This is a genomic window from Streptomyces sp. NPDC056361 (assembly GCF_042262805.1).
Classification (GTDB): Bacteria; Actinomycetota; Actinomycetes; order Streptomycetales; family Streptomycetaceae; genus Streptomyces.
Window position 1 is genome coordinate 1 of sequence record NZ_JBHJQI010000007.1, and the last position, 18,202, is coordinate 18,202.

Genomic DNA, 18,202 nt, shown 5'->3' on the forward strand with positions numbered 1-18,202 from the left:
ACCTTCCGGTTTACAAGGGGGGGGGGGGGGGGGGGGGGGGGGGGGCGCGGGGGGGGCTCGGGGGGGCGGTTTACCGGGGGGGGGGGGGGGGGGGCCCTAACCCCCCCCCCTCCCCACGGTGCCGTCGGCTGCAGACTTCCGCCGCACGCTTCCGCCGCCGGCTGTTGCGATGCGCCCGGAGCCTCGGTCAGGTCACTCGGCCGACAGGCGCGGCGTGCGCGGCGGTACCGTACGCCGAGTGCCGGTCGTCTCGAAGGCCGCTGCGAGGGACAGCAGGGCGTTGTCGTCGTAGGCGCGGCCGGCGAACGTCAGCCCGACGGGCATGCCGGTGTCGGTCATGGTGCCCATGGGCACGGTCACGGTCGGGATGCCGAGGTGGCGGGGGACCAGGTTGCCGTTGGCGACCCAGACGCCGTTGCGCCAGCCGAGGTCGGCGGAGGCCACGTCGACGTCCATGTCCGCGGGGCCCACGTCGGCTACCGCGGGGAAGACCACGGCGTCCAGGCCCAGTCCGTCCATCCACTGCTCCAGGTCGACGCGGCGCGTTTCCTCCAGTCCGCGGAGCCCCTGCTCGAGGTGCGGCATGTCGGTGAGGGACGCGTACGGACGCTCGCGCACGAAACGGGGGTAGTCGCCGATCGTGTCGTCGAAGCCGTCGTACCGGTCGGGGAGCTCGCCCTCCTGCTTGGGCCAGATGCGGGTGCCGTCGACGTCGGCCAGAGTGGAGAGCGCCGGGTCGCCGTTGGCGCGCAGGAAGTCGTCCCAGGCCCAGGCGGACAGGTCCTCGATCTCGAAGGCGAGGTACTCGCGGCTGACCAGCCCGCGGGTGAGCAGCGAGGGTGCTCCGGGGCGGTCGGACTCGTAGCGGGACACCACGGGGAAGTCGACCTCGACGACCTCGGCGCCGGCGGCCTCCAGGTCGCGGCGGGCGGCCTCCCACAGGGTGATCACCGAGGGGCGCGTGTCGATGCGCTGCCCGGTCTGGCCGCCGATGCCTCCGTCGGGGTTCGTTCCGGCGTCGGGGTCGGCGTTGATGTACATGCGGGGCACGCCGACGCGCTTGCCGGCGAGGGCGTCGGAGGCGGCCTCGGCGTCGGCGGGTGCGAGGGCGGGGTAGGAGGCGGGGCGTACCTCTGACGGCGAGGGCAGCTCGACCCACGGCTGGGCGCGCCACAGGTCCCCGCGGGTGTTCGGGTCGTCGGCGACGATGACGTCGAGCAGTTCGAGCAGGTCGGCCATGGTGCGGGTGTGCGGTACCACGACGTCCATGGTCGGTACGAGCGGCCAGTTGCCGCGGACCGAGATCACGCCGCGGCTGGGGGTGTAGGCGCACAGCGCGTTGTTCGAGGCGGGGGCGCGGCCCGAGGACCAGGTCTCCTCGCCGAGGCCGAACGCGCCGAAGGATGCGGCCGTCGCCGTGCCGGAGCCGTTGGAGGAGCCGGAGCCGTAGGCGCTGGTGAGCCAGTCGGCGCTGTACGGGCTCTCCGCGCGGCCGTACACGCCGCGCTGCATGCCGCCGTTCGCCATCGGCGGCATGTTGGTCAGGCCGATGAGGACCGCGCCGCCCGCGCGCAGCTGCTCGATGGCGAAGGCGTCGCGCTGGGCGACGAGGTGCTCGAACGCCGGGGAGCCGGACGCGGCCGTGAGCCCTTCGGCGAGGTAGCTGTCCTTGGCGGTGTACGGGATGCCGTCCAGCGGGCCCAGCGTCTCACCGCGGGCGCGGCGGGCGTCGGAGGCCTCCGCTTCCGCCCGGGCATGCGGGTTCATCACGACCATCGCGTTCAGGGCGGTGGCCGTGCCGGGCCGGTCGTACGCGTCGATCCGCGCGAGGTAGGCGTCTAGCAGCCCGACCGAGGTCGTGTCGCCCTTCTCCAGCGCTGCGCGCAGGTCGGCGATACAGGTCTCCACGACATCGAATCCGCGCGTCATGAGGGTGTCTCCCGGGTGGTGAGTAGGGCAGGCGGGCCACAGGCCGTCGGGGCGACCGCGCACAGCAGCCGGCCGTCGCACACCCCATCGCTCTGATTAGATTTTCAGTCTAGACTAAAGGTCTAGATTCTCGGAACCTAGACTTGGGACCTGGATTTCCGGAACGGAAAGTGAGCTCATGCCGACGTCAGAGACCGGCCCCGCACTGCCCGACCGCCTGCCCGCGTCGAAAGGTGCGACCGAGTCGGCAGGCGTCGAGACCGGCGCGACCTCGCGGCCCGCGGCCCGGGTCCCGATCGACAGGAAACGTCAGCCCAGCGGGGACGAGGCACGGGAGCGGGCCATGCGGGCCGCCATCAGCGTCATCGCCGAGAAGGGCACAGCGGCGCTGCGGATGTCGGACATCGCCGCGCGGGCCGGCATGAGCACCGGGCACATCCTCTACCACTTCGGCAAGAAGGACCGGCTCCTGCTCGAAGTCCTCGCGTGGAGCCAAGCAGACCTCTGGGCCCGGTACCAGCAGGCCGCCGACAAGGCCGCATCTCCCGCCGAGAAACTGGACCTGTTCGTCCGCTTCTACCTGCCCAGCCACCAAGGCGACGAACGCTACGCGCTGTGGACACAGGTACTGGCCCAGCGCCACGATGAAGCAGGCCGAAAGATCCTCACCGAACTCTTGGACGGCTGGGACGAGCGCCTGGAAGCCATCCTTCGCGAGGGCCGGGACCTGGGACACTTCGCCGCCGTCGACCTCCCCGAGTTCACCATCCGGGCCGTGGCCATGCTGAGCGGGCTCGCCGAAGACGTGATGTTCGGCCGGTCCCGCTGGCAGCGCACCTCCCCCCACGCGTTCGCACTCGCCGCCCTCCACCGCGAACTGCGTCCCACCGGTCAGGGCTGACGACGGGAGGAGCGCCTGATTCCGAAGCGCGTAGGACTGACCGCGCTCACTGCGCCGGAACGGCCGACGCGTCCTCGTTGTGACTCGTACGCCTCACGACGAGGACGCCGACCGGCCTTTCCGCCACTTCGGAGTCCCAAGCCGAAGGGGTGGGGTGGGGGCCCTGCGTCAGGGCCGGAGTCCGACGCGGTTGAGGGTGATCATGCTGAGGTCGGCGATGGCTTGTGGGTCTCCCTGACGCCAGGCGTCGGCCCATCCGCCTGGCGGGGTCGGGAGCCCGGCGAGTGTGCTCGGCGGACCGGTGAGGGCGCGCAGGGCGAGTAGGTCCGCGCCTCCGGGAGCTTCCGCGAGGCGGCGCAGGGTGTTGCTGCGCCGGATCCAGAGCAGACGCGGCGGGAGCCACAGCAGCAGGATGAAGAGCACCGGGATGAGGATGAGGGCCGTCGTGATCACATTGGCGACCTGGCTGACGGTCTCCTGGAGCGACACTCCCGCGTCGGCGAAGCCGGAGCCGGCGCTGGCCGCGGCCTGGAGTGGCTTCTTCAGGATGTCGCCGATGAGCGGCACGTCCGATGCTGCGTCTCCCGCATTGCCGAGTTCCTCGGCGAGGCTGTCGCCGGCACTCTCCACCTTGCGCCCTGGTTCGGCCAGCAGCAGGATCGCCTCGCGGACGGCGAAGGCCGCCCACACGGCGGCGCTGATCAGAGCTACGGCGATCAGGTCCACAAGCACCTGACGGTTTCGGCGTGCGGGTGTCTGGGCGTAGAAGCGCAATCAAGAGCTCCTGTTCGAGTCCGGGCGTCGAGAAGGTCCGGCCGCGACCCAGCCGACCGGCCGCCGGATTCCACTGTCCCACCCCGTCGCACCAGCAAACCTGCAAGACACGAGGCACCTCGGGAGTCCTGCGCCAATGCTCCGCCTGCCTTCCGTCCGGGGCCCGCAGACGAAAGGCCCATGCTGCTGCAGATGAGGGGAGTCCGTTCCAGTCGACGAGGCCACATCCGGTGCCACCGTGGACTACCACGCTGCCTGCAGCTCTCTGCCGCGCCCGAACGCGAAGAGGACGAAGCTCTCATGGCGGTTGGTGGCACCGCCTTACGGTCCGCTGCCACGTCGACGGCACCGCATCGAGCGTCTTGCTCGAGCAGCCCCGAGGCTGAACCCGCCGCCGCGCGGGACAAGGGGAGGGAGGGGAGGGGCGGTGGGCCAGCAGGCATGTGCGGCCACTGGCCTCCCCGCCGTCCGGACCTGCACCCGTCAGCTCGGCGGTACTCTCACCATCGAGTCCTTTCCGGGCGAGTCGCGCGGTGCGGACGTTGTGGGCCCACTCTTGCTCCAGTCCCGAGCCGAGTTCCCGGCCCATGAGCCGTTCACGGGCGGTGGTGTCGGATGCGGTGAGCAGTACGCGCACGATCCGTACACGTACACGTGCACCGGCGCCCATGGCCCGCTCGAACATGCCGGTGGCCTCGGGCAGCACACTGGCCCTGTTCGTGTGGATCAGACGCTGGCAGCCCCAGTGGGAGAAGTTCGCCCACACGGCCTTCAGATTGATCTCGGTGATTCCCGAGCGGTCGGGGTCGTCCGCCGGAGCCGGGTACACCTGCCCGATGAAGTTGCCGTCGACGATGGCGCGGGAGGCGGCCGCGGCGCACAGCAGCGCCGAGACTTCCCATCCCGCGGTCGTTTTGCCGACCCCTGCCCGCCCGCCGACGAGGAGTACTTCCGCGTTGTCCGTGCGGGCAGGGTGTCAGCGGTCGACGGCGTCCCGCGATCCGATGTCGGGCCGTCCGGTGCCCGGGTCTGGGAATACGAGGAACGCCGTAGTGTTGTCAGATGCGTCGTCAGATGCCGCAGCTGGACGCCGACCAGAAGCGGGCGTCCCGGTGGTCGACGTGGGCGTGGTCGCTGTGTCCGGGGTAGCCCGGGCCGAGGATGCCGTTGAAGCCGTGGTTACGGGCCTGCTGGGCCAGCAGGCACAGCGAGTGGGGTCCGGAGCCCAGGTCGGCCGCGTCTCCGTAGAGATGGCGGCTCGAGGTGGCGCCGCCGACCGCGTCGTTGCAGGCCTGGCTGCGGAAGCCGCTGGTGACGCGGATGCTCTGGTCGCCGAGCGCGTGCCGCAGGGCCTCCAGCTTCCACATCGTGCGCAGGGCGTTGGACTTGGCGGTGGCCGCGCTCACGGCGCCGCCGGCCCAGGTGGTGTTGCAGTTGTTGAGTTCGGCGTAGGAGAAGTGGATGGGGGTGCAGTCGTCGTCCTGGAGCGCGTAGATCTTGCTGAAGGTCGCGGGGCCCGCGACTCCGTCGGCGGCCAACCCGTAGGCGGCCTGGAAGCGCTTGACGGCGGCTGCCGTTCCGGGGCCGTAGTCGCCGTCGATCGCCAGTACCCCGCCGTAGCCGGGGTACCCGGCCACTCGAATCTGCAGTGCCGTGACGTCGGCGCCGGAGGCGCCCTGGGAGAGGGTGCGCGACCAGGTATAGCAGCCGTCGGCCTGGGCGGTGCCCGCGGTGGCGACCACCCCACCCAACGAAGCAGCCATGATCATGACAAGTGAAAGGAGTAGGCGAAGTGGCAGGGAACTCAGGGGGCGTCTAGACATCGATCCTCCATGGCCTCACGAATCCGAGGTGACCCAGGGGTGAGAGTCCCCCCGAGACTGACGGCCCGGTCGACGCGCGTCAACCACGCCGGAGCGGGCGTCATTTGTCGAGCCAATGGCGCCCGGACGAACGGGATGACGCACCTGACCCTTCCCCGGCGGCGGACGCGAGCAGCACGGGGCGTCGGCGGGCGTCAGAACATGAACCGAACTTTCCCGCCCGCCCGCCACTGCCCCACCCCAGCCGCGCCCGCCCTTGCATCCCGAACGCGCCTACGCTCTCGACCAGGTGGCCTACCACCTGGCCACCCGCACCGCCGCACCTCAGCCGGCTGCCTCCCTGGCCATCGCCGTCTTCATCGGCGCCCCATCTCCCCGCTGCACACGTCCACGGTCGGCGTACTCCTCGAAGTCACGCGTACGCCGACACCCGGACTGCGGGGCGGGAAGGGGCGGGTGGATCTCAGGCGCGGCGCTTGGCCGCGGCGGAGTCGTGCTCGACGCTTTACGAGGGTGGGTGCTACGGGGTGCCGCCTGGACTTTCGGATCACTTCTTGGATCTTCTCAGTCGCCTCTTGAACTGGTGAGCCGCCAATATCAGAGTGAATGACATGACCTTGGAATCCATCCTCGCCGACCCTCGGCACTGGCCGATCCGCCCCGCCTCGCTGACACTCGACGGCGATGCGCTGGTGGTGGAGGCGGGTGCCGGTACAGATGTATTCGCCAACCCCTTGACCGGCGAGGTCAGGAACGACGCAGCCCGCGCCCTCCTCACTCCTCCCGAGGGAGACTGGCAGCTCTCGGCCCGCCTCCGCGTCGGCTTCCAGGCTCCCTGGGACGCCGGCGCCCTGGTCATCTGGTCCGCAGCGGACACATGGGCCAAACTCAACCTCGAACAGTCACCCGACGGCCGACCCGCTGTGTATTCCGTGGTCACGCGGGGGCTCTCGGACGATGCGGTGGGATGGAATCTCGACAGCGGCTCGGCATGGCTGCGCATCAGCCGCATCGACGACGGCTTCGCCTTCCACGCGTCGATTGACGGGCGCTCCTGGCGGTTGGCGCGCCAGTTCAGTCTGGGGCCCGTGGCCGACCTGCGAGTCGGCATCGAAGTTCAGTCGCCGACGGGGCAGGGCTGCACTGTTCGATTCGACCGTACGACGTTGGCATCGACGCGGCTGGCGCACCTCTTCGACGGACGCTGATCGCCAGCGGCTCCGGCTTCACCCCGGGAACGGGCCGCTACGACGTCAAGGTCACGGACATCGCCCCGACCGTACTCACCCACTTCGGGGTCACCCCGACCCCGCGCAGCAGCTCGACGGCAAGGCAGGCCATCAGGACCATCACGCCCGACGCCTACGACGCCCTGCGTCCCTCCCTGAATATCGATAGCTCCGCCCCTGCCCACTCACATTTTTGATCCCGCGTCGGCGGAGGTATGCGCGGAAGGTATGGGCCGAGTAGCTCTTGTCGGCGACCACGTGGGCGGGCTGGGTGCGGGGGGCTGCCCGGGCCCGGCCTGGAGACGTGGAGGCGGCTGATGGCGGCTTCGGCCTGGGTGCAGTCGTTGCGGTTGCCGGCGGTGAGGAGGAAGGCCAGGGGTGGCCTGCTTCGTCACCGCCGGCGAGGTGGATTTTGCTGGTCGGCCCACTGCAGGAGCGTCCCAGTCCGCGTTCTTCGAGCCCCCTTTGGCGGCCGCGTGCTGATGGGCTCGCACGTTGGTGGAGTCGATCGCGACCAGCCAGTCCACCTCCGCCCGCGGCTGGGCCGTTGCCGGGAGACGGTCGAAGGCGCCGTCGGCGGCCCAGCGCGCGAACCGTCCGTGGACGGTCTGCCACGTCCGAACCGCTCAGGTAGATCCCTCCAGGGCAGTCCGGTGGGGAACTTGAACACGATCCCCTCAAACACCCGGCGGTGATCACGCCACCTGCCGCGAGTCCGGACCCGCAGGTGGCAGCAATGGCGCGATCACCGCCCACGCTGCGTCAGAAATCTCCCCATCCCTCGCCACCAGACCAGCGGTCCGATGATCGGAAAGGCACCCCGTAGGCTGCGGCGATGGTGCGGGATTTCATCGGTGGAGTGGTTCGACCCCGGTCAGTCGCTGATGGTGTACCAGTCGGAGTTGGCCTGGTACTCGGGGACCGGGCCGGCGGCCGGGTTGGTCAGGATGAGACGCCCGCCGCTCTTGCCGCAGTTCCCGTCGGTGTACCCGCCGACCGCGACGTAGCCCTTCCACCACCAGCCCGACAGGTAGTTGTCGACGCTAGGGGTGGAGAAGCAGCCCTCGACGTACTGGCCGTTCTGGTTGGACCCGGCGATCGACACGGAATACACGGTGCCGAGCCGGTCGTGGAAGTTGATCTGCTGGCCGTTGCCGCCGGCGAAGGCCGAGCCGGAGCCGAGGCCGAGGGCGGCGGCGCCGAACAGGGTGATCGCGCCGGCCTTGGCAAGGCGTGAGGTGATGCTCATGGAAAGAACTCTCCCGTTCAGTTGCTGAAGGTGGTCCAGTCGCTGGACTGGCTGAGGGGAACCCAGACGGAGCTGGAGAAGGTGACGTTGCCTGTGGGCCGGCCATCGCCGCCACAGCCACCGCTGTAACCGGTGACCTCGACGTTGCTCGTCCACCACCAGCCGCTCCAGTAGTTGTCCCGGCTCGGGCTGTCGAAGCATCGGGCCACGGCCTGACCGCTCTGGTTGTGGCCGTCCACCCACACCGAGTAGGTGTTGCCCACCCGGTCGTGAAAAGAGAGCTGCTGGCCACTGCTCCCGGCGAGCGCGGACCCTGAGCCGAGCAGCACGAGGGAAGCGACCGTGGCGAACATGCCGACGGCAGCCCCCGTCTTCTTGCGGAGGTTCATACGTGTTCCTCAGTCGACGACGCGAAGCCCTGAAGGCTCGGTCACAGGTCGTAGATCGTGTACCAGTCGGATGCCTGGGACACGGGGATGGTGAAGGTCTCCGGGCTGGGCTCGATGGCGGTGCCGCCGCACCCGCTCTGCGGGTACCACGTGATGCGCACATCGCCCTTCCACCACCAGCCGGAAAGGTAGTTGTCGGTGTTGGGGGTGTTGAAGCAGCCCGCGACGGTCTGCCCGTTCTGATTGGTCCCGTACAGGTAGACGGAGTAGACGTCGCCGCGCTGGTCGTAGAACTCGATCTGCTGGCCGTTGGTCCCCGCGGAGGCAGCTCCGGCGAAGCCGAACACGCCGCCGGCTGCCAGCGCGGTGGCAGCTGCACCCCGGGCGACTCGGGCAGGCAGAGACATACGGACATCCTTTGCGAGAGGTCGGACAAGCGAAGTCCCCCGACCGGTCGCTCACCACCCGACCGGCCCCACGCGGACTTCGTAAGGAAATCTATGCACCCCCAGCCCTCCACCCTTTGCCTTGCGCGCAGCCTTCCTTGACGATCCGCGCGACCCCACCTCCCGGCAGTCCGACCGCCCCTGGCCCGATGCTCAGCGCCCGCCCGCTTCCCCGGTACGTACCGCGCTGTGGGCGCCGTTGAGTGGTGCCGGGGTCCTGGCCATGCCCTTGATGGGCTTACCACCGCGCTTACCGTGGTGGTTCCCCGGCTGAGGTGGCTCCCCGGAGGGTCGCGGTGGTCTCTGGGGCCGATCGGTGGCGCAGGCATCCCGTGGTGTATCTCCTTGCCGGTACGCGGGTGGCCGACCTATCGTCGGCCCGCATCGCACCCGATCCGAAGGCTTTTGCTGCCTCTCCGCCCGCCGCCGCTCGTGACGCCGATTTCCTTTGGTGCATTCTGCTTGAGGCTTACAACTGGAATGGTGAGGAGCGGTTCACCGTGGAGCAGCCGGCTGCTGAGCCGCGTGCGGCGCATTACCTCGTTGGCTGGCCCCGCAGGGACGACTTCGAGTTCATTGCGGAGACCAGCGCCGGTGAACCGATCGGCGCAGCCTGGGCGCGGTGCCTTTCCGAGAGTGAGCCCGGATACGGTTTCGTCGCTCCGCAGCTCCCGAGCTGACCCTTGGCTTGTTGCCCGGACACCGCATCCACGGCCACGGTCACGGCTGGGCGCTGATGGAGGTGCTGATCCAGGCGCCGCCAACAGACTGCCCCCGGTCACTCGCCTTAGCCTGAGCGTCGAGGACGGTATCCCTGATGAGGCTCGTTGAATTGGCTCTGACCGGAGTTCCGTGAACAACTGGCAAGGGATGTTTGCGGATCCGTTGGCGGCCAGCCGTATAGAGATCGTGTACTGGTTGACTGTGCGTAGTGTCGACGATGACTTATTTCCCCTATCGGCAGCGTCAGCTTCCCTGCCCGGACGTTCGAACCACAGGCGCCTGGCTTTCGTCATTCCGGGGAATGCCGGGCGAGAAGGTGTTCGGCTGGTCAGTCCCAGTCGGACGCTGGCTGGTCGACCCGACCGCCCTTGTGCGGTGTGGGGATGTAGTCGCGAGCACCGCCGGGCAGCGTGGCGACACATGCCGATGAGCAGGCGTTGACCAGCAGGGGCAACACGTCAGTGGCCACGCGCAGTGAGATCCACACCTGATGGAGTCCACTCTCTTCGATCGGGTGGTCGCAGACACTGCAGCCGTGCAGGGCGGTGGCGCCCCAGCGTCGGGGATCAAGGTTTCCCAGATCAAGGTCCACGACGGACTCCGGGGAAGGCGGTAGCTGCGGGAACGGCGGTCGCATCTTGTAGTTGCCGAACAACGCGCGCGTGCTCACCGTGCTGCGGGTCAGCTTCCGGCATCGGGTGATCTCGTAGGGGAACCAGTGCAGCCGGTAGGAGGTGTAGGGGGTGAACTCCTCCAGGCTGCTCATGGCCCCGATCTCGGGCGGGATCCGGACCAGGTTGCTGCCGTAGAGGACGAGGTGCTTGACCGCCGTCAGCCTGGCGATGCTCGGCGGCAGGGTGATGATCTGCCGTCGCTCTTCCGGGCTGAGCTCACTCAGGGGTCGGAACTCTTCGCGCCCGTCGGCGGCGGCCTCGTCGATCAGCTCCAGCAGGTGCTGCCAGCCCGGAGCGGAGGTGTCCTGCCGCTCGGTGTGAAATCGAACTCGGGCTCGCGGATGAGGCCTGGACTGGTCGATGCACGAGCAGACGTCCCTGTAGGACCCGCGCCGGCCTGGGGCCGGGTCCGATGTGTCGCCCCAGCGGTTCGCATAGAGCCTCGGCTCTCCCCCGTCCGTCATGGCCCCAAGATACGGAGGTTGCCGCAGGCCGTTTCAATGATTATTCGGGCGAGAGCACAGACCCGTCGCCGTGCTCGAACGTCCGGGAGTACGTCCCACGACGCGGCCGGTCTCGACGTCGACGAGGACGGTCCCGTAAGCGCGGCTCTTGCGGAGGGCGAACTCGTCGACGCCGAGTACCCCCGGCGCCCGCTCCGGTACCTCGGGCGCTTCCAGTAGCCCGAGTAGGCGGGTCCGGCCTGCGGCGATGCTGAGCTTGTGGCACAGCCGTTCGTCGGCTCGGCCGCCCAGCTCGGTGGCGACGGCCCGTAACCACTGCTTCAGCCCGACGCCGGAATGTACGTGGCACTCACTCAGCTCGGGGACTGCTCGGCGAACGTCGTCCGCCGGCACCGGGCGCGGTCGCAGAAGAAGCGGACACGAAGACGTCCTCGCCAGCTTCCTTCCCCAAAGCGGACGTTCGGCTAGCGTCCTCCAGTAGGGGAGTTCCTCCGTCTCTCCGGGCTCCTGCAGCCCGGGCAACAGGTCGGCGGGCCGCACGCGGCCACCTCCACCAGCCCGGCCTCTGGGTCGGCGGTCAGCCGTTCCAGTTCAACATCGACTCCAGGGAACAGCGCATCGTCGATCTAGCTGAGAACCACGCGCAGGTCGTCCCGTAGGGAAGCGATCCTGCATGCATGCCGCTGGCCTGGGATTTCACGGAACTTCGGTCAGAGCCGCATTCAAAGAGCGCCATCAACGTGATCGGGAGGACGTCAGTCCGGCAGATCGGTCGGGGTCGGCATGAAGCCCTGCTGCGGTGGCGGTGGTTGGAAGCGGACGGAGGGATCGGGTACCTGGCCCTCGTCGGCATAGGCCAGGGAGCTGCACCGGTGAGGTCCTCCTCGGTGCGGTCTTTCTCGGTGCGGCGCACAAGACCTGGGGAGCCCCGCGACGATCCGGCCAAGGAAGTCTGAAGACGACGCCGGCCGGGGGAGAGGCGGAACCACCACGGGGTGCTGTCGAGGTCAGGTGTGGGAGACGGCTGCGGTGAGGCGGTCGGCTGCGTCGACGGCGGCCTTTGCGAGCCGGGCGCCGGGGTGTCGGGTGAGGCGTTGGATCGGGCCGGTGACCGTGACGGCGGCGACGACGCGGTCGGATGGGCCGCGGACCGGCGCCGAGACGGAGGCCATGCCGGGCTCGCGCTCACCGATGGACTGGGCCCAGCCTCGGCGCCGCACGCCGCTCAGGGCGGCGGCGGTGAAGCGAGCACCCTGCAGTCCTTGGTAGAAGCGCTCGGGCTCCTCCCAGGCCAGCAGGACCTGGGCGGCGGAGCCGACCTTCATGGGGAGCGTGGACCCCACCGGCACGATGTCGCGTAGGCCGGAGGTCCGCTCGGCGGCGGCGATGCAGACGCGCAGCTCACCCTGGCGCCGGTAGAGCTGCGAGCTCTCGCCGGTGGCGTCCCGAAGGGAAGTGAGGACCGGACCGGCGGCGGCGAGCAAGCAGTCCTCGCCCGCGGCAGCCGAGAGCTCGCCGAGCCGAGGGCCGAGGACGAAGCGGCCCCGCACGTCCCTGCCGACCAGTCGGTGACGTTCGAGTGCGAGGGCGAGTCGATGGGCCGTCGGTCGAGCCAAGCCGGTGGAAGCGACCAGCTCCGCCAGAGTGGCCGGGCCCGACGCCAGCGCACCGAGGATCACCGCGGCCTTGTCCAGGACGCCAACACCACTAGAAATATCCGAAATGTCCATGAAAAGGGGTACTCCAGTCTCGATCTGCGAGCCGTGACTCGCAGCGACCTCGCTCAGGGGAGGGCAGGGGTGATCAGCGGGAAAAGGCCGAGGCGGTCGGCTGATATGCCGCGATGATCATGAGACGGGTACGCGGAAAGCCCGGGTCGGACAGAGCCGGGGCGAAAGGCAGCACAGAGAGCACCGTGTCTCCTCATCTTTTCCCGCGCCACGTTGGCGCGGGCCGGAGTTGGCACTGACCCCGACGACACGGCGCGAACATCGAACGCCAAGTCGAACGGGGAGTTGCCGGGGCTTCGTAGGGCCGGTCCCTCCACCCCTCTGGATGATTCGCGAGGAACCATACAAGACTCCCGGGGCTACCTGCCAACGCCTTCCTGCTCAGGACCTGGTCGAGTGCGCTTCGGCGAGGTCGGCTTCGTGGGTCTCGCGGTCGTCGCCGTGCTGCTCGACCCGGGGCTGGATGCGGCGACAGTCTCGCCCTGGAGCGGGCCAGGTCGCTGTACCTCGACCTGGCCGACCTGCACGCCGACCTGCACGCCGAGCAGGGCGACTTCGCCGCCGCGGCGCGGGCTGCGGGAGGGGGGCGGGGCACGGGGTACGGGGTGCCGCCCCCACCTCGTCGTCAGGTGGGACGAGGTGCGGGCGGCGTGGGGTGGTGTGGGGCGGCGTGGGGGTGGGGCCCTCCGTCGTGGGAAGGGGCGGCGGGCGATGGTGACGGGTGGTCCGTCAACCGGTCCGGTGGATCGAGATCTGGTCGATGCGGCCGGCGAAGTGCCACTGCGCGCCGCCGTTGTCGACGTTGCGCCCGGCCCACAGGCCGTCGAGGTCGGGGGTCTGTCCGAAGAGGGACGGGGTGGTGGTCGAGGCGATGCGCACGCCGTCCGCGTAGAGAACCGTGCCGGTGTCGGTCACGGCGACGGCAAGGGTGTGGTCGCGTCCGTCTGCGAGGGACTTCGTGCCGTCGAGTTTCGCGCTGTAGACGCCGCCGGCACGGGCCTCGAAGTGGGGCACGCCGCTGTTCAGGGAGAGCGTGACGTTGGTCGACGGTGCGGAGGTGTCGGAGGCGGAGAGCAGGGTGGCCGCGAGGGGAGCATGCGTGGTGCGGAAGCGCGCTGTGATCACGCCGCGCGTGAGTGGGGCGACATCGGGCAGTGACGAGGTCAGGTCGGTGTACGACGAGACGCCGTCGAAGTCGTGCGCGGGTGTCGAGTCGAGCGCCTTGTCCCGTCCGACGACGAGCGTCGGCGTGGTCGTGGAGATCGTGGTGGCGCCCGCCTTGAGTGCGACCGTGATGTCCTGCTCGCCGGAGGGCGTGTCCGCCGGGGGCAGTACGGGGAAGCGGAGGGCGACGGTGGCGCCGGGCGGGATCGCCGGGATCCGCTGCGGTACGTCCCCGTTCCAGCCGGCGGGCAGGTGCAGTGCGGCGCTGCCGGGCACGCTCGCCCGGTGCCCGTGGTTGGTGACGCGCACCTCCACGGTGTTCGTTCCGCCGGCGGTCAGCAGGCCGTCGGGGACGGAGGGCCGGGCTTCGAGCTTCGGGTGGCCCTGGTCGGTCGGGCAGTCCGCGCCGAGCCAGGCGGAGTCGAAGCGCGCGAAGGTGATGCGCTGGTACGGGCCCGACTCGTACAGCAGGCCGAAGGTGCCGTCCGCGAGGCGGGTCATCGTGGAGTACGCCGTGCCGCCGGCTTCGACGACCTTGGACGTGGGCCAGGTGAGGCCGTCGTTGCAGGACATCCGGACCGTGAGGTTGTGGCGGGCGGTGGTGCTGGCGGTGTTGCTGAAGAGCAGCCAGTGCGACTCCGGCCGCCGGCCACCCGCCGTGGCGTCGTACCGCAGGATCGCGGCATTGTTGGTGGGGTCGATGAGCTCGTCGTCCGGGACGGGGGTGGAGTAGGTGATGCCGCCGTCGTCGGAGTAGGCGACGAGCCGGGTCTTCGCGCTGGAGGTGCGGCTGTTGAGCATGATGCGCCCGTCGGCCAGCTCGACCGTCTTGTTCTCGTCCATCAGCGGCCCGACGGGGCTGCCCATCCTCCAGGTTTCGCCGTGGTCGTCGCTGTACGCGCTGGCCGCCCAGATGCCGCCGTCGGCCTTGCGGAAGGCGTACTGCTGCACCAGGCGTCCGGTGGAGAGCTGGATGCCGGTGCCGGAGGAGGCGAACATGCCCTTCCAGGACGGGTCCTTGATGTCCTGGGTGATGCGGCGGGTGGTCCAGGTGACGCCTCCGTCGTCGGAGTAGGCGTAGTCGGCGTGGAGCGAGTCGGTGGCGTCGTTCGCGTTGCCGGCCCCGGAGTTGAAGAAGCCGATGCCCTTGGGGCCGTACGCGTAGAAGACGAAGACCCGACCGGTTTCGCGGTCGACGACCATGCTGGGGTCGCCCGCGCCGATGCCGCCGTCGAAGTCGGCGATCGCCTGCGGGGTGGTCCAGGTACGGCCGTTGTCGGTGCTGCGGCGGACCATGACGTCGAGGTTGCCCGGCAGGTCGGCGGAGTTGTCGTTGCGCCGGTCGTAGGCGGCGAGGAGTGTGCCGTCCGAGAGGGTGTCCAGGGCGGGGATGCGGTAGGTGTGGGCGCCCTGGCCGGAGGTGGCCAGGACGGTGCTCTCGAAGAGGGGTTCGGGGGACGCGGTGGCCTGGGCCGCGGTGTCGGTCGACGGCGGCTCGGCGGCCGTCGAGGGCGCGCCTCCGAGGAGACCGGCGCCGAGCGCGGTCAGGAGGAGTAGGGAGACGGAACGGGCGGTTTTCACCGGCACCTCCACAGCAGAAGACAGGGAGGCATCGGACATCAGACGTTGTGGCGAAACCTAGATCGCCGCCGATGCGGCGTCAACCCTTCCGGCGGGCAGGGCGAACGTGCCGCACGATGCTTGCGGCGGGGCAAGGCGGATGCATAGAGTCGAACCGGCATCGGACATCAGACGTCTCATGCCTTGTATCGGCCTCCCTCAGTGTTGGCCTCCCTCCGTGTCGGCCTCCCTCATGCCGTCAGATGGTCGGTTCCCGCCGTGGGATCGGCCCGCCGGTGCAGCCGCCTCGGCACGTCGAACCCCACCAGCACGACCACCACCAGACTCAGCCCGAAGGTCAGCACCGCCAGCGCGGTCCCCAGCGCCATGCCCTCGGCCAACCGCGCTCCGAGCACCGGGGCCACCGCACCGCCCAGCGCGCCCACGTTGTACGTGAACCCCAGCCCCGCCGCCCGCCGTTCGGTGGGGAAGTGTCCGCCGATCCAGCGCGGCAGCAGCCCGGAGACGCCGAAGCTCAGCGCCTGGAGCAGGAACAGCAGCACGCCGAGCAGCGGCAGGTCGTCGTCGACCGCGAACACCGGGAACACGAACGCCAGCGAGGCGGTCAGCGTCCACGCGTACGCCCGCGAGGGCCCGAAGCGGTCCCCGGTGAACCCCGAAAGCCAGCAGCCCGCCATCGTCCCGAACCCCGCGAAGTACAGCACCTGGGTCACTTCCTCCGGCGTGTACCCGAGCTCGGTCTTCAGGTACGTCGGCAACAGCGCCTGGATCGGCCAGCTGTACAGGAACGCCGCGAACACCGTCCCGACCAGGGCCAGATACAGCACTCGGCCGCCCCGCCCGCCCAGCTGCGCGGCGAACGCCACCATCACGGCGCCGGCCACGACCGCCAGGACCGCCGTCCATCCCCCCGCGAGGCCGGCGAACACCAAGAACAGCGCCCCCAGCGCCACCGCCGCCATCACCACGTTCCCCACCGCCCGGCGCCGGTCCGCGAACAAGGGCCGGAAGGGGTTCGGCCGGGTCGCCGTCTCCGCGACCGCCTCCTCCCAGTCCTCCGCCTCGGGCAGCGCCCGCCGCACCCACAGTGCCACCACCACCGGCAGCACGCCGAGGTAGAACATCCAGCGCCAGCCGTGCGCCGGCACGACGACGCTGTACACCTCCGCCGCCAGCACCGTGCCCATCGAGTAGCCCGAGATCAGGAAGCCGCTCGCCCGGCCGCGCAGCCGCGCCGGCCAACTCTCCATCACGTACGTCGCGCTCGCGCTGTACTCGCCCGCCATGCCGAGCCCGATCACCATCCGCGCCGCGAACAGGCTCCCGTAGCTCCACGCGGAGCCGCAGGCCAGCGTGCCCAGCGAGAACAGCCAGATGCTCAGCACCATCGCCGCCCTGCGGCCGTACCGGTCGCCGATCGCGCCCAGCACCGCACCGCCCAGCCACCGGGTGACGAAGGCGGCCGAGACCAGGCTCGCGGCCTCCACCGGATCCAGCCCGAACTCCTCGCCCACCTCGGTCAGCACCAGGGTGATCAGGACGAAGTCGAACCCGTCGAGGAGATAACCGATCCAGGCACCGGCGAACATCTTCCAGCGGCTCCGCCCGATCTCGCGGTACCAGGGGCGGGTGCCTCGCGCGTCGTCGTCCACGGGGGACAGCATGAGGCACGGTCGGCTCCGCCCCGGGAGGGCCACGCCCGACCCGACCGGGCGGCCGTCCCGCATGGAGGCCCCCACACCCCGTACGGCCGGGGCGGGGGCCGTACGGGTGAAGCGACCGGGCCCGTCAGGGTGAGGCACCGGGGCCCGTCAGGGTCAGGCGACAGGGCCCGTCAGGGTGCGGTGCAGGGCGCCCGTCCGCCGGAGGACGAATCGCGCCGCGGAACGGATCGTGTTCGGCTGGTCCCGGCATGCCCACGAGGCGTACGGCCGGCGCGAGAGGGAGGACGGATGCCCGAGGAGACGAACGCCATCCGCAGGACGGGGCACGGTCGGCAGGCCGCCGACCGGGAGGCGGGCGAGGCGGATCTGCGGCGCGTCGGGATCGACCCGGACTTCTGGTACCCGGTCGCCCGCTCCGCGAGCCTGCCCAGGAACAAGGTCCGAGCGGCCTCCTTCGCCGGCCGGCGCATCGCGCTCTACCGGGGAGCGGGGGGCACCGTGTACGCCCTGGAGGACCGCTGCGCCCACCGCCAGGTGCCGCTGAGCCTGGGGGTGGTGGAGGGCGAGACGCTCCGCTGCTGCTACCACGCGTGGGCCTACCGGGGGAACGGGCGCATCTCGCAGATCCCCTACCTGCCCAAGGGCGCCGCCCGGCCACCGCGCGGGGTGCGCGCCTACCCCGTCCGCGAGCGCTACGGACTCGTCTTCGTCTACCCGGGCGACCCCGACCGGGCGGAGGCGGCGTCCCTGCCCGTGCTCCCCGAGGCGGACTCCTCCCGGCACCGGACCATGATGTTCGCGCGCACCGTGCGCTGCCACTACTCGTTCCTGCACGAGAACCTGCTCGACATGAACCACCAGTTCCTGCACCGGGGCGTCCTCGGCCGGATCCAGCCCGAACTCCTCGGGTACGAGACGGGCCCGCGCTCCGTGGAGGCCCGGTACCTCTTCGTCCCGTCCGGCGGGCGCAAGGACCGGGGCGCGGGCCTGCTGTCCGCCGAGGGCGTGGGCGGCGCGTCGACGCCCGACGTGGTCACCATCCGCACCGAGTACCCGTACCAGACGCTCCGGGCCGTCCCCGAGTCGTCGGGCACGGCGGCGTTCTCCCTGTGGGCCGCCTACGTGCCGGAAGACCTCGAACAGCGCGTCAGCCGCGTGTTCGGGCTGCTCATGATCGCGAAGCCGTCGCTCCCCGGGGCCCTCCACCTCGCCTGGCCGCTGATCCGGCGCTTCACCGAGCGCGTCTTCGCCCAGGACCGGATGGCCGTCGAGGCAGAGCAGCGGGCCTGGGACGAACAGGGGGAAGACCGGAACCAGGAGGTCTTCCCGCTGATCCTCGACGTGCGGAAGGTGCTGCGCGCGAACGGCACCCCGCTCGGCCTCACGTCCGCCTCGCCGTTTGAATGCCCGGACGCGGACGGGTGCGCCCACGGGAACGCGTCCCCATGACAGGAGGGCGTGG

At 70.2% G+C, this 18,202-nt stretch carries 15 protein-coding genes, 1 pseudogene and 1 riboswitch; of the genes and pseudogenes, 4 read left to right on the top strand and 12 right to left on the bottom strand.

Annotation, left to right across the window (positions count from 1 at the left end; genetic code table 11):
• Positions 1-192 precede the first annotated feature (192 nt).
• Positions 193-1,929 carry an amidase gene (locus tag ACFCY7_RS03595; protein ID WP_376480963.1) on the bottom strand — a complete coding sequence of 579 codons (1,737 nt, stop codon included), beginning with the start codon at positions 1,927-1,929 and terminating at the stop codon, positions 193-195.
• A 178-nt stretch (positions 1,930-2,107) separates the two neighbouring features.
• Here ACFCY7_RS03595 and ACFCY7_RS03600 point away from each other — a divergent pair, with 178 nt between their 5' ends.
• Positions 2,108-2,830 (top strand): TetR/AcrR family transcriptional regulator, encoded by a 723-nt coding sequence (locus ACFCY7_RS03600; protein WP_376480965.1) that lies wholly within the window; start codon positions 2,108-2,110, stop codon positions 2,828-2,830.
• 168 nt (positions 2,831-2,998) lie between these two features.
• On the opposite strand, the gene ACFCY7_RS03605 is transcribed toward ACFCY7_RS03600, so the two are convergent.
• The 3 genes and pseudogenes from ACFCY7_RS03605 to ACFCY7_RS03615 form a co-directional block, all read right to left on the bottom strand.
• On the bottom strand, positions 2,999-3,556 hold the full coding sequence (locus ACFCY7_RS03605; RefSeq protein WP_376480967.1) for a hypothetical protein: 558 nt from the start codon (positions 3,554-3,556) through the stop codon (positions 2,999-3,001).
• Positions 3,557-4,085: 529 nt separating this feature from the next.
• Positions 4,086-4,565, bottom strand: a pseudogene (locus ACFCY7_RS03610) (hypothetical protein); the annotation flags it as partial.
• A gap of 109 nt (positions 4,566-4,674) precedes the next feature.
• Positions 4,675-5,367 carry a D-Ala-D-Ala carboxypeptidase family metallohydrolase gene (locus ACFCY7_RS03615; RefSeq protein ID WP_376480969.1) on the bottom strand — a complete coding sequence of 231 codons (693 nt, stop codon included), beginning with the start codon at positions 5,365-5,367 and terminating at the stop codon, positions 4,675-4,677.
• Between the two features lie 671 nt (positions 5,368-6,038).
• Here ACFCY7_RS03615 and ACFCY7_RS03620 point away from each other — a divergent pair.
• Entirely contained in the window at positions 6,039-6,635 is a 597-nt protein-coding gene (locus ACFCY7_RS03620; RefSeq protein WP_376480972.1) for a DUF1349 domain-containing protein, read from the top strand.
• A gap of 412 nt (positions 6,636-7,047) precedes the next feature.
• Here ACFCY7_RS03620 and ACFCY7_RS03625 read toward each other — a convergent pair whose 3' ends face one another.
• The 4 genes from ACFCY7_RS03625 to ACFCY7_RS03640 all read right to left on the bottom strand — a co-directional run bounded on the left by ACFCY7_RS03625 (position 7,048) and on the right by ACFCY7_RS03640 (position 8,701).
• Entirely contained in the window at positions 7,048-7,383 is a 336-nt protein-coding gene (locus tag ACFCY7_RS03625; RefSeq protein WP_376481108.1) for a transposase, read from the bottom strand.
• A gap of 147 nt (positions 7,384-7,530) precedes the next feature.
• Positions 7,531-7,905, bottom strand: coding sequence for a hypothetical protein (locus ACFCY7_RS03630; protein WP_376480974.1), 375 nt, complete (start codon positions 7,903-7,905; stop codon positions 7,531-7,533).
• 17 nt (positions 7,906-7,922) lie between these two features.
• Positions 7,923-8,294 carry a hypothetical protein gene (locus tag ACFCY7_RS03635; RefSeq protein WP_376480975.1) on the bottom strand — a complete coding sequence of 124 codons (372 nt, stop codon included), beginning with the start codon at positions 8,292-8,294 and terminating at the stop codon, positions 7,923-7,925.
• A gap of 41 nt (positions 8,295-8,335) precedes the next feature.
• Positions 8,336-8,701 (bottom strand): hypothetical protein, encoded by a 366-nt coding sequence (locus tag ACFCY7_RS03640; RefSeq protein ID WP_376480977.1) that lies wholly within the window; start codon positions 8,699-8,701, stop codon positions 8,336-8,338.
• A 374-nt stretch (positions 8,702-9,075) separates the two neighbouring features.
• Here ACFCY7_RS03640 and ACFCY7_RS03645 point away from each other — a divergent pair, with 374 nt between their 5' ends.
• Positions 9,076-9,420, top strand: a complete 345-nt coding sequence (locus ACFCY7_RS03645; protein WP_376480979.1) for a hypothetical protein — start codon at positions 9,076-9,078, stop codon at positions 9,418-9,420.
• Between the two features lie 371 nt (positions 9,421-9,791).
• Here the strand turns inward: ACFCY7_RS03645 and ACFCY7_RS03650 are convergent, their stop codons facing one another.
• The 4 genes from ACFCY7_RS03650 to ACFCY7_RS03665 form a co-directional block, all read right to left on the bottom strand.
• On the bottom strand, positions 9,792-10,601 hold the full coding sequence (locus ACFCY7_RS03650; protein ID WP_376480980.1) for a leucine-rich repeat domain-containing protein: 810 nt from the start codon (positions 10,599-10,601) through the stop codon (positions 9,792-9,794).
• A 1,007-nt stretch (positions 10,602-11,608) separates the two neighbouring features.
• Positions 11,609-12,331, bottom strand: a complete 723-nt coding sequence (locus tag ACFCY7_RS03655) for an IclR family transcriptional regulator (protein WP_376480982.1) — start codon at positions 12,329-12,331, stop codon at positions 11,609-11,611.
• Positions 12,332-12,521: 190 nt separating this feature from the next.
• Positions 12,522-12,663: riboswitch (SAM riboswitch) on the bottom strand.
• A 397-nt stretch (positions 12,664-13,060) separates the two neighbouring features.
• Positions 13,061-15,076 (bottom strand): exo-alpha-sialidase, encoded by a 2,016-nt coding sequence (locus tag ACFCY7_RS03660; protein ID WP_376480984.1) that lies wholly within the window; start codon positions 15,074-15,076, stop codon positions 13,061-13,063.
• Between the two features lie 230 nt (positions 15,077-15,306).
• Entirely contained in the window at positions 15,307-16,665 is a 1,359-nt protein-coding gene (locus ACFCY7_RS03665; RefSeq protein ID WP_376481110.1) for a sialate:H+ symport family MFS transporter, read from the bottom strand.
• Positions 16,666-17,028: 363 nt separating this feature from the next.
• Here ACFCY7_RS03665 and ACFCY7_RS03670 point away from each other — a divergent pair, with 363 nt between their 5' ends.
• On the top strand, positions 17,029-18,189 hold the full coding sequence (locus tag ACFCY7_RS03670) for a Rieske 2Fe-2S domain-containing protein (protein ID WP_376480986.1): 1,161 nt from the start codon (positions 17,029-17,031) through the stop codon (positions 18,187-18,189).
• The last annotated feature ends 13 nt before the right edge of the window (positions 18,190-18,202 follow it).

Excerpts from the sequence above, each read along its gene's own strand:
- ACFCY7_RS03595 (WP_376480963.1), bottom strand. The coding sequence starts at position 1,929 with ATGACGCGCGGATTCGATGTCGTGGAGACCTGTATCGCCGACCTGCGC.
- ACFCY7_RS03600 (WP_376480965.1), top strand. The coding sequence starts at position 2,108 with ATGCCGACGTCAGAGACCGGCCCCGCACTGCCCGACCGCCTGCCCGCG.
- ACFCY7_RS03615 (WP_376480969.1), bottom strand. The coding sequence starts at position 5,367 with ATGGCTGCTTCGTTGGGTGGGGTGGTCGCCACCGCGGGCACCGCCCAG.
- ACFCY7_RS03620 (WP_376480972.1), top strand. The coding sequence starts at position 6,039 with ATGACCTTGGAATCCATCCTCGCCGACCCTCGGCACTGGCCGATCCGC.
- ACFCY7_RS03630 (WP_376480974.1), bottom strand. The coding sequence starts at position 7,905 with ATGAGCATCACCTCACGCCTTGCCAAGGCCGGCGCGATCACCCTGTTC.
- ACFCY7_RS03635 (WP_376480975.1), bottom strand. The coding sequence starts at position 8,294 with ATGAACCTCCGCAAGAAGACGGGGGCTGCCGTCGGCATGTTCGCCACG.
- ACFCY7_RS03640 (WP_376480977.1), bottom strand. The coding sequence starts at position 8,701 with ATGTCTCTGCCTGCCCGAGTCGCCCGGGGTGCAGCTGCCACCGCGCTG.
- ACFCY7_RS03650 (WP_376480980.1), bottom strand. The coding sequence starts at position 10,601 with ATGACGGACGGGGGAGAGCCGAGGCTCTATGCGAACCGCTGGGGCGAC.
- ACFCY7_RS03655 (WP_376480982.1), bottom strand. The coding sequence starts at position 12,331 with ATGGACATTTCGGATATTTCTAGTGGTGTTGGCGTCCTGGACAAGGCC.
- ACFCY7_RS03665 (WP_376481110.1), bottom strand. The coding sequence starts at position 16,665 with ATGTTCGCCGGTGCCTGGATCGGTTATCTCCTCGACGGGTTCGACTTC.
- ACFCY7_RS03670 (WP_376480986.1), top strand. The coding sequence starts at position 17,029 with ATGCCCGAGGAGACGAACGCCATCCGCAGGACGGGGCACGGTCGGCAG.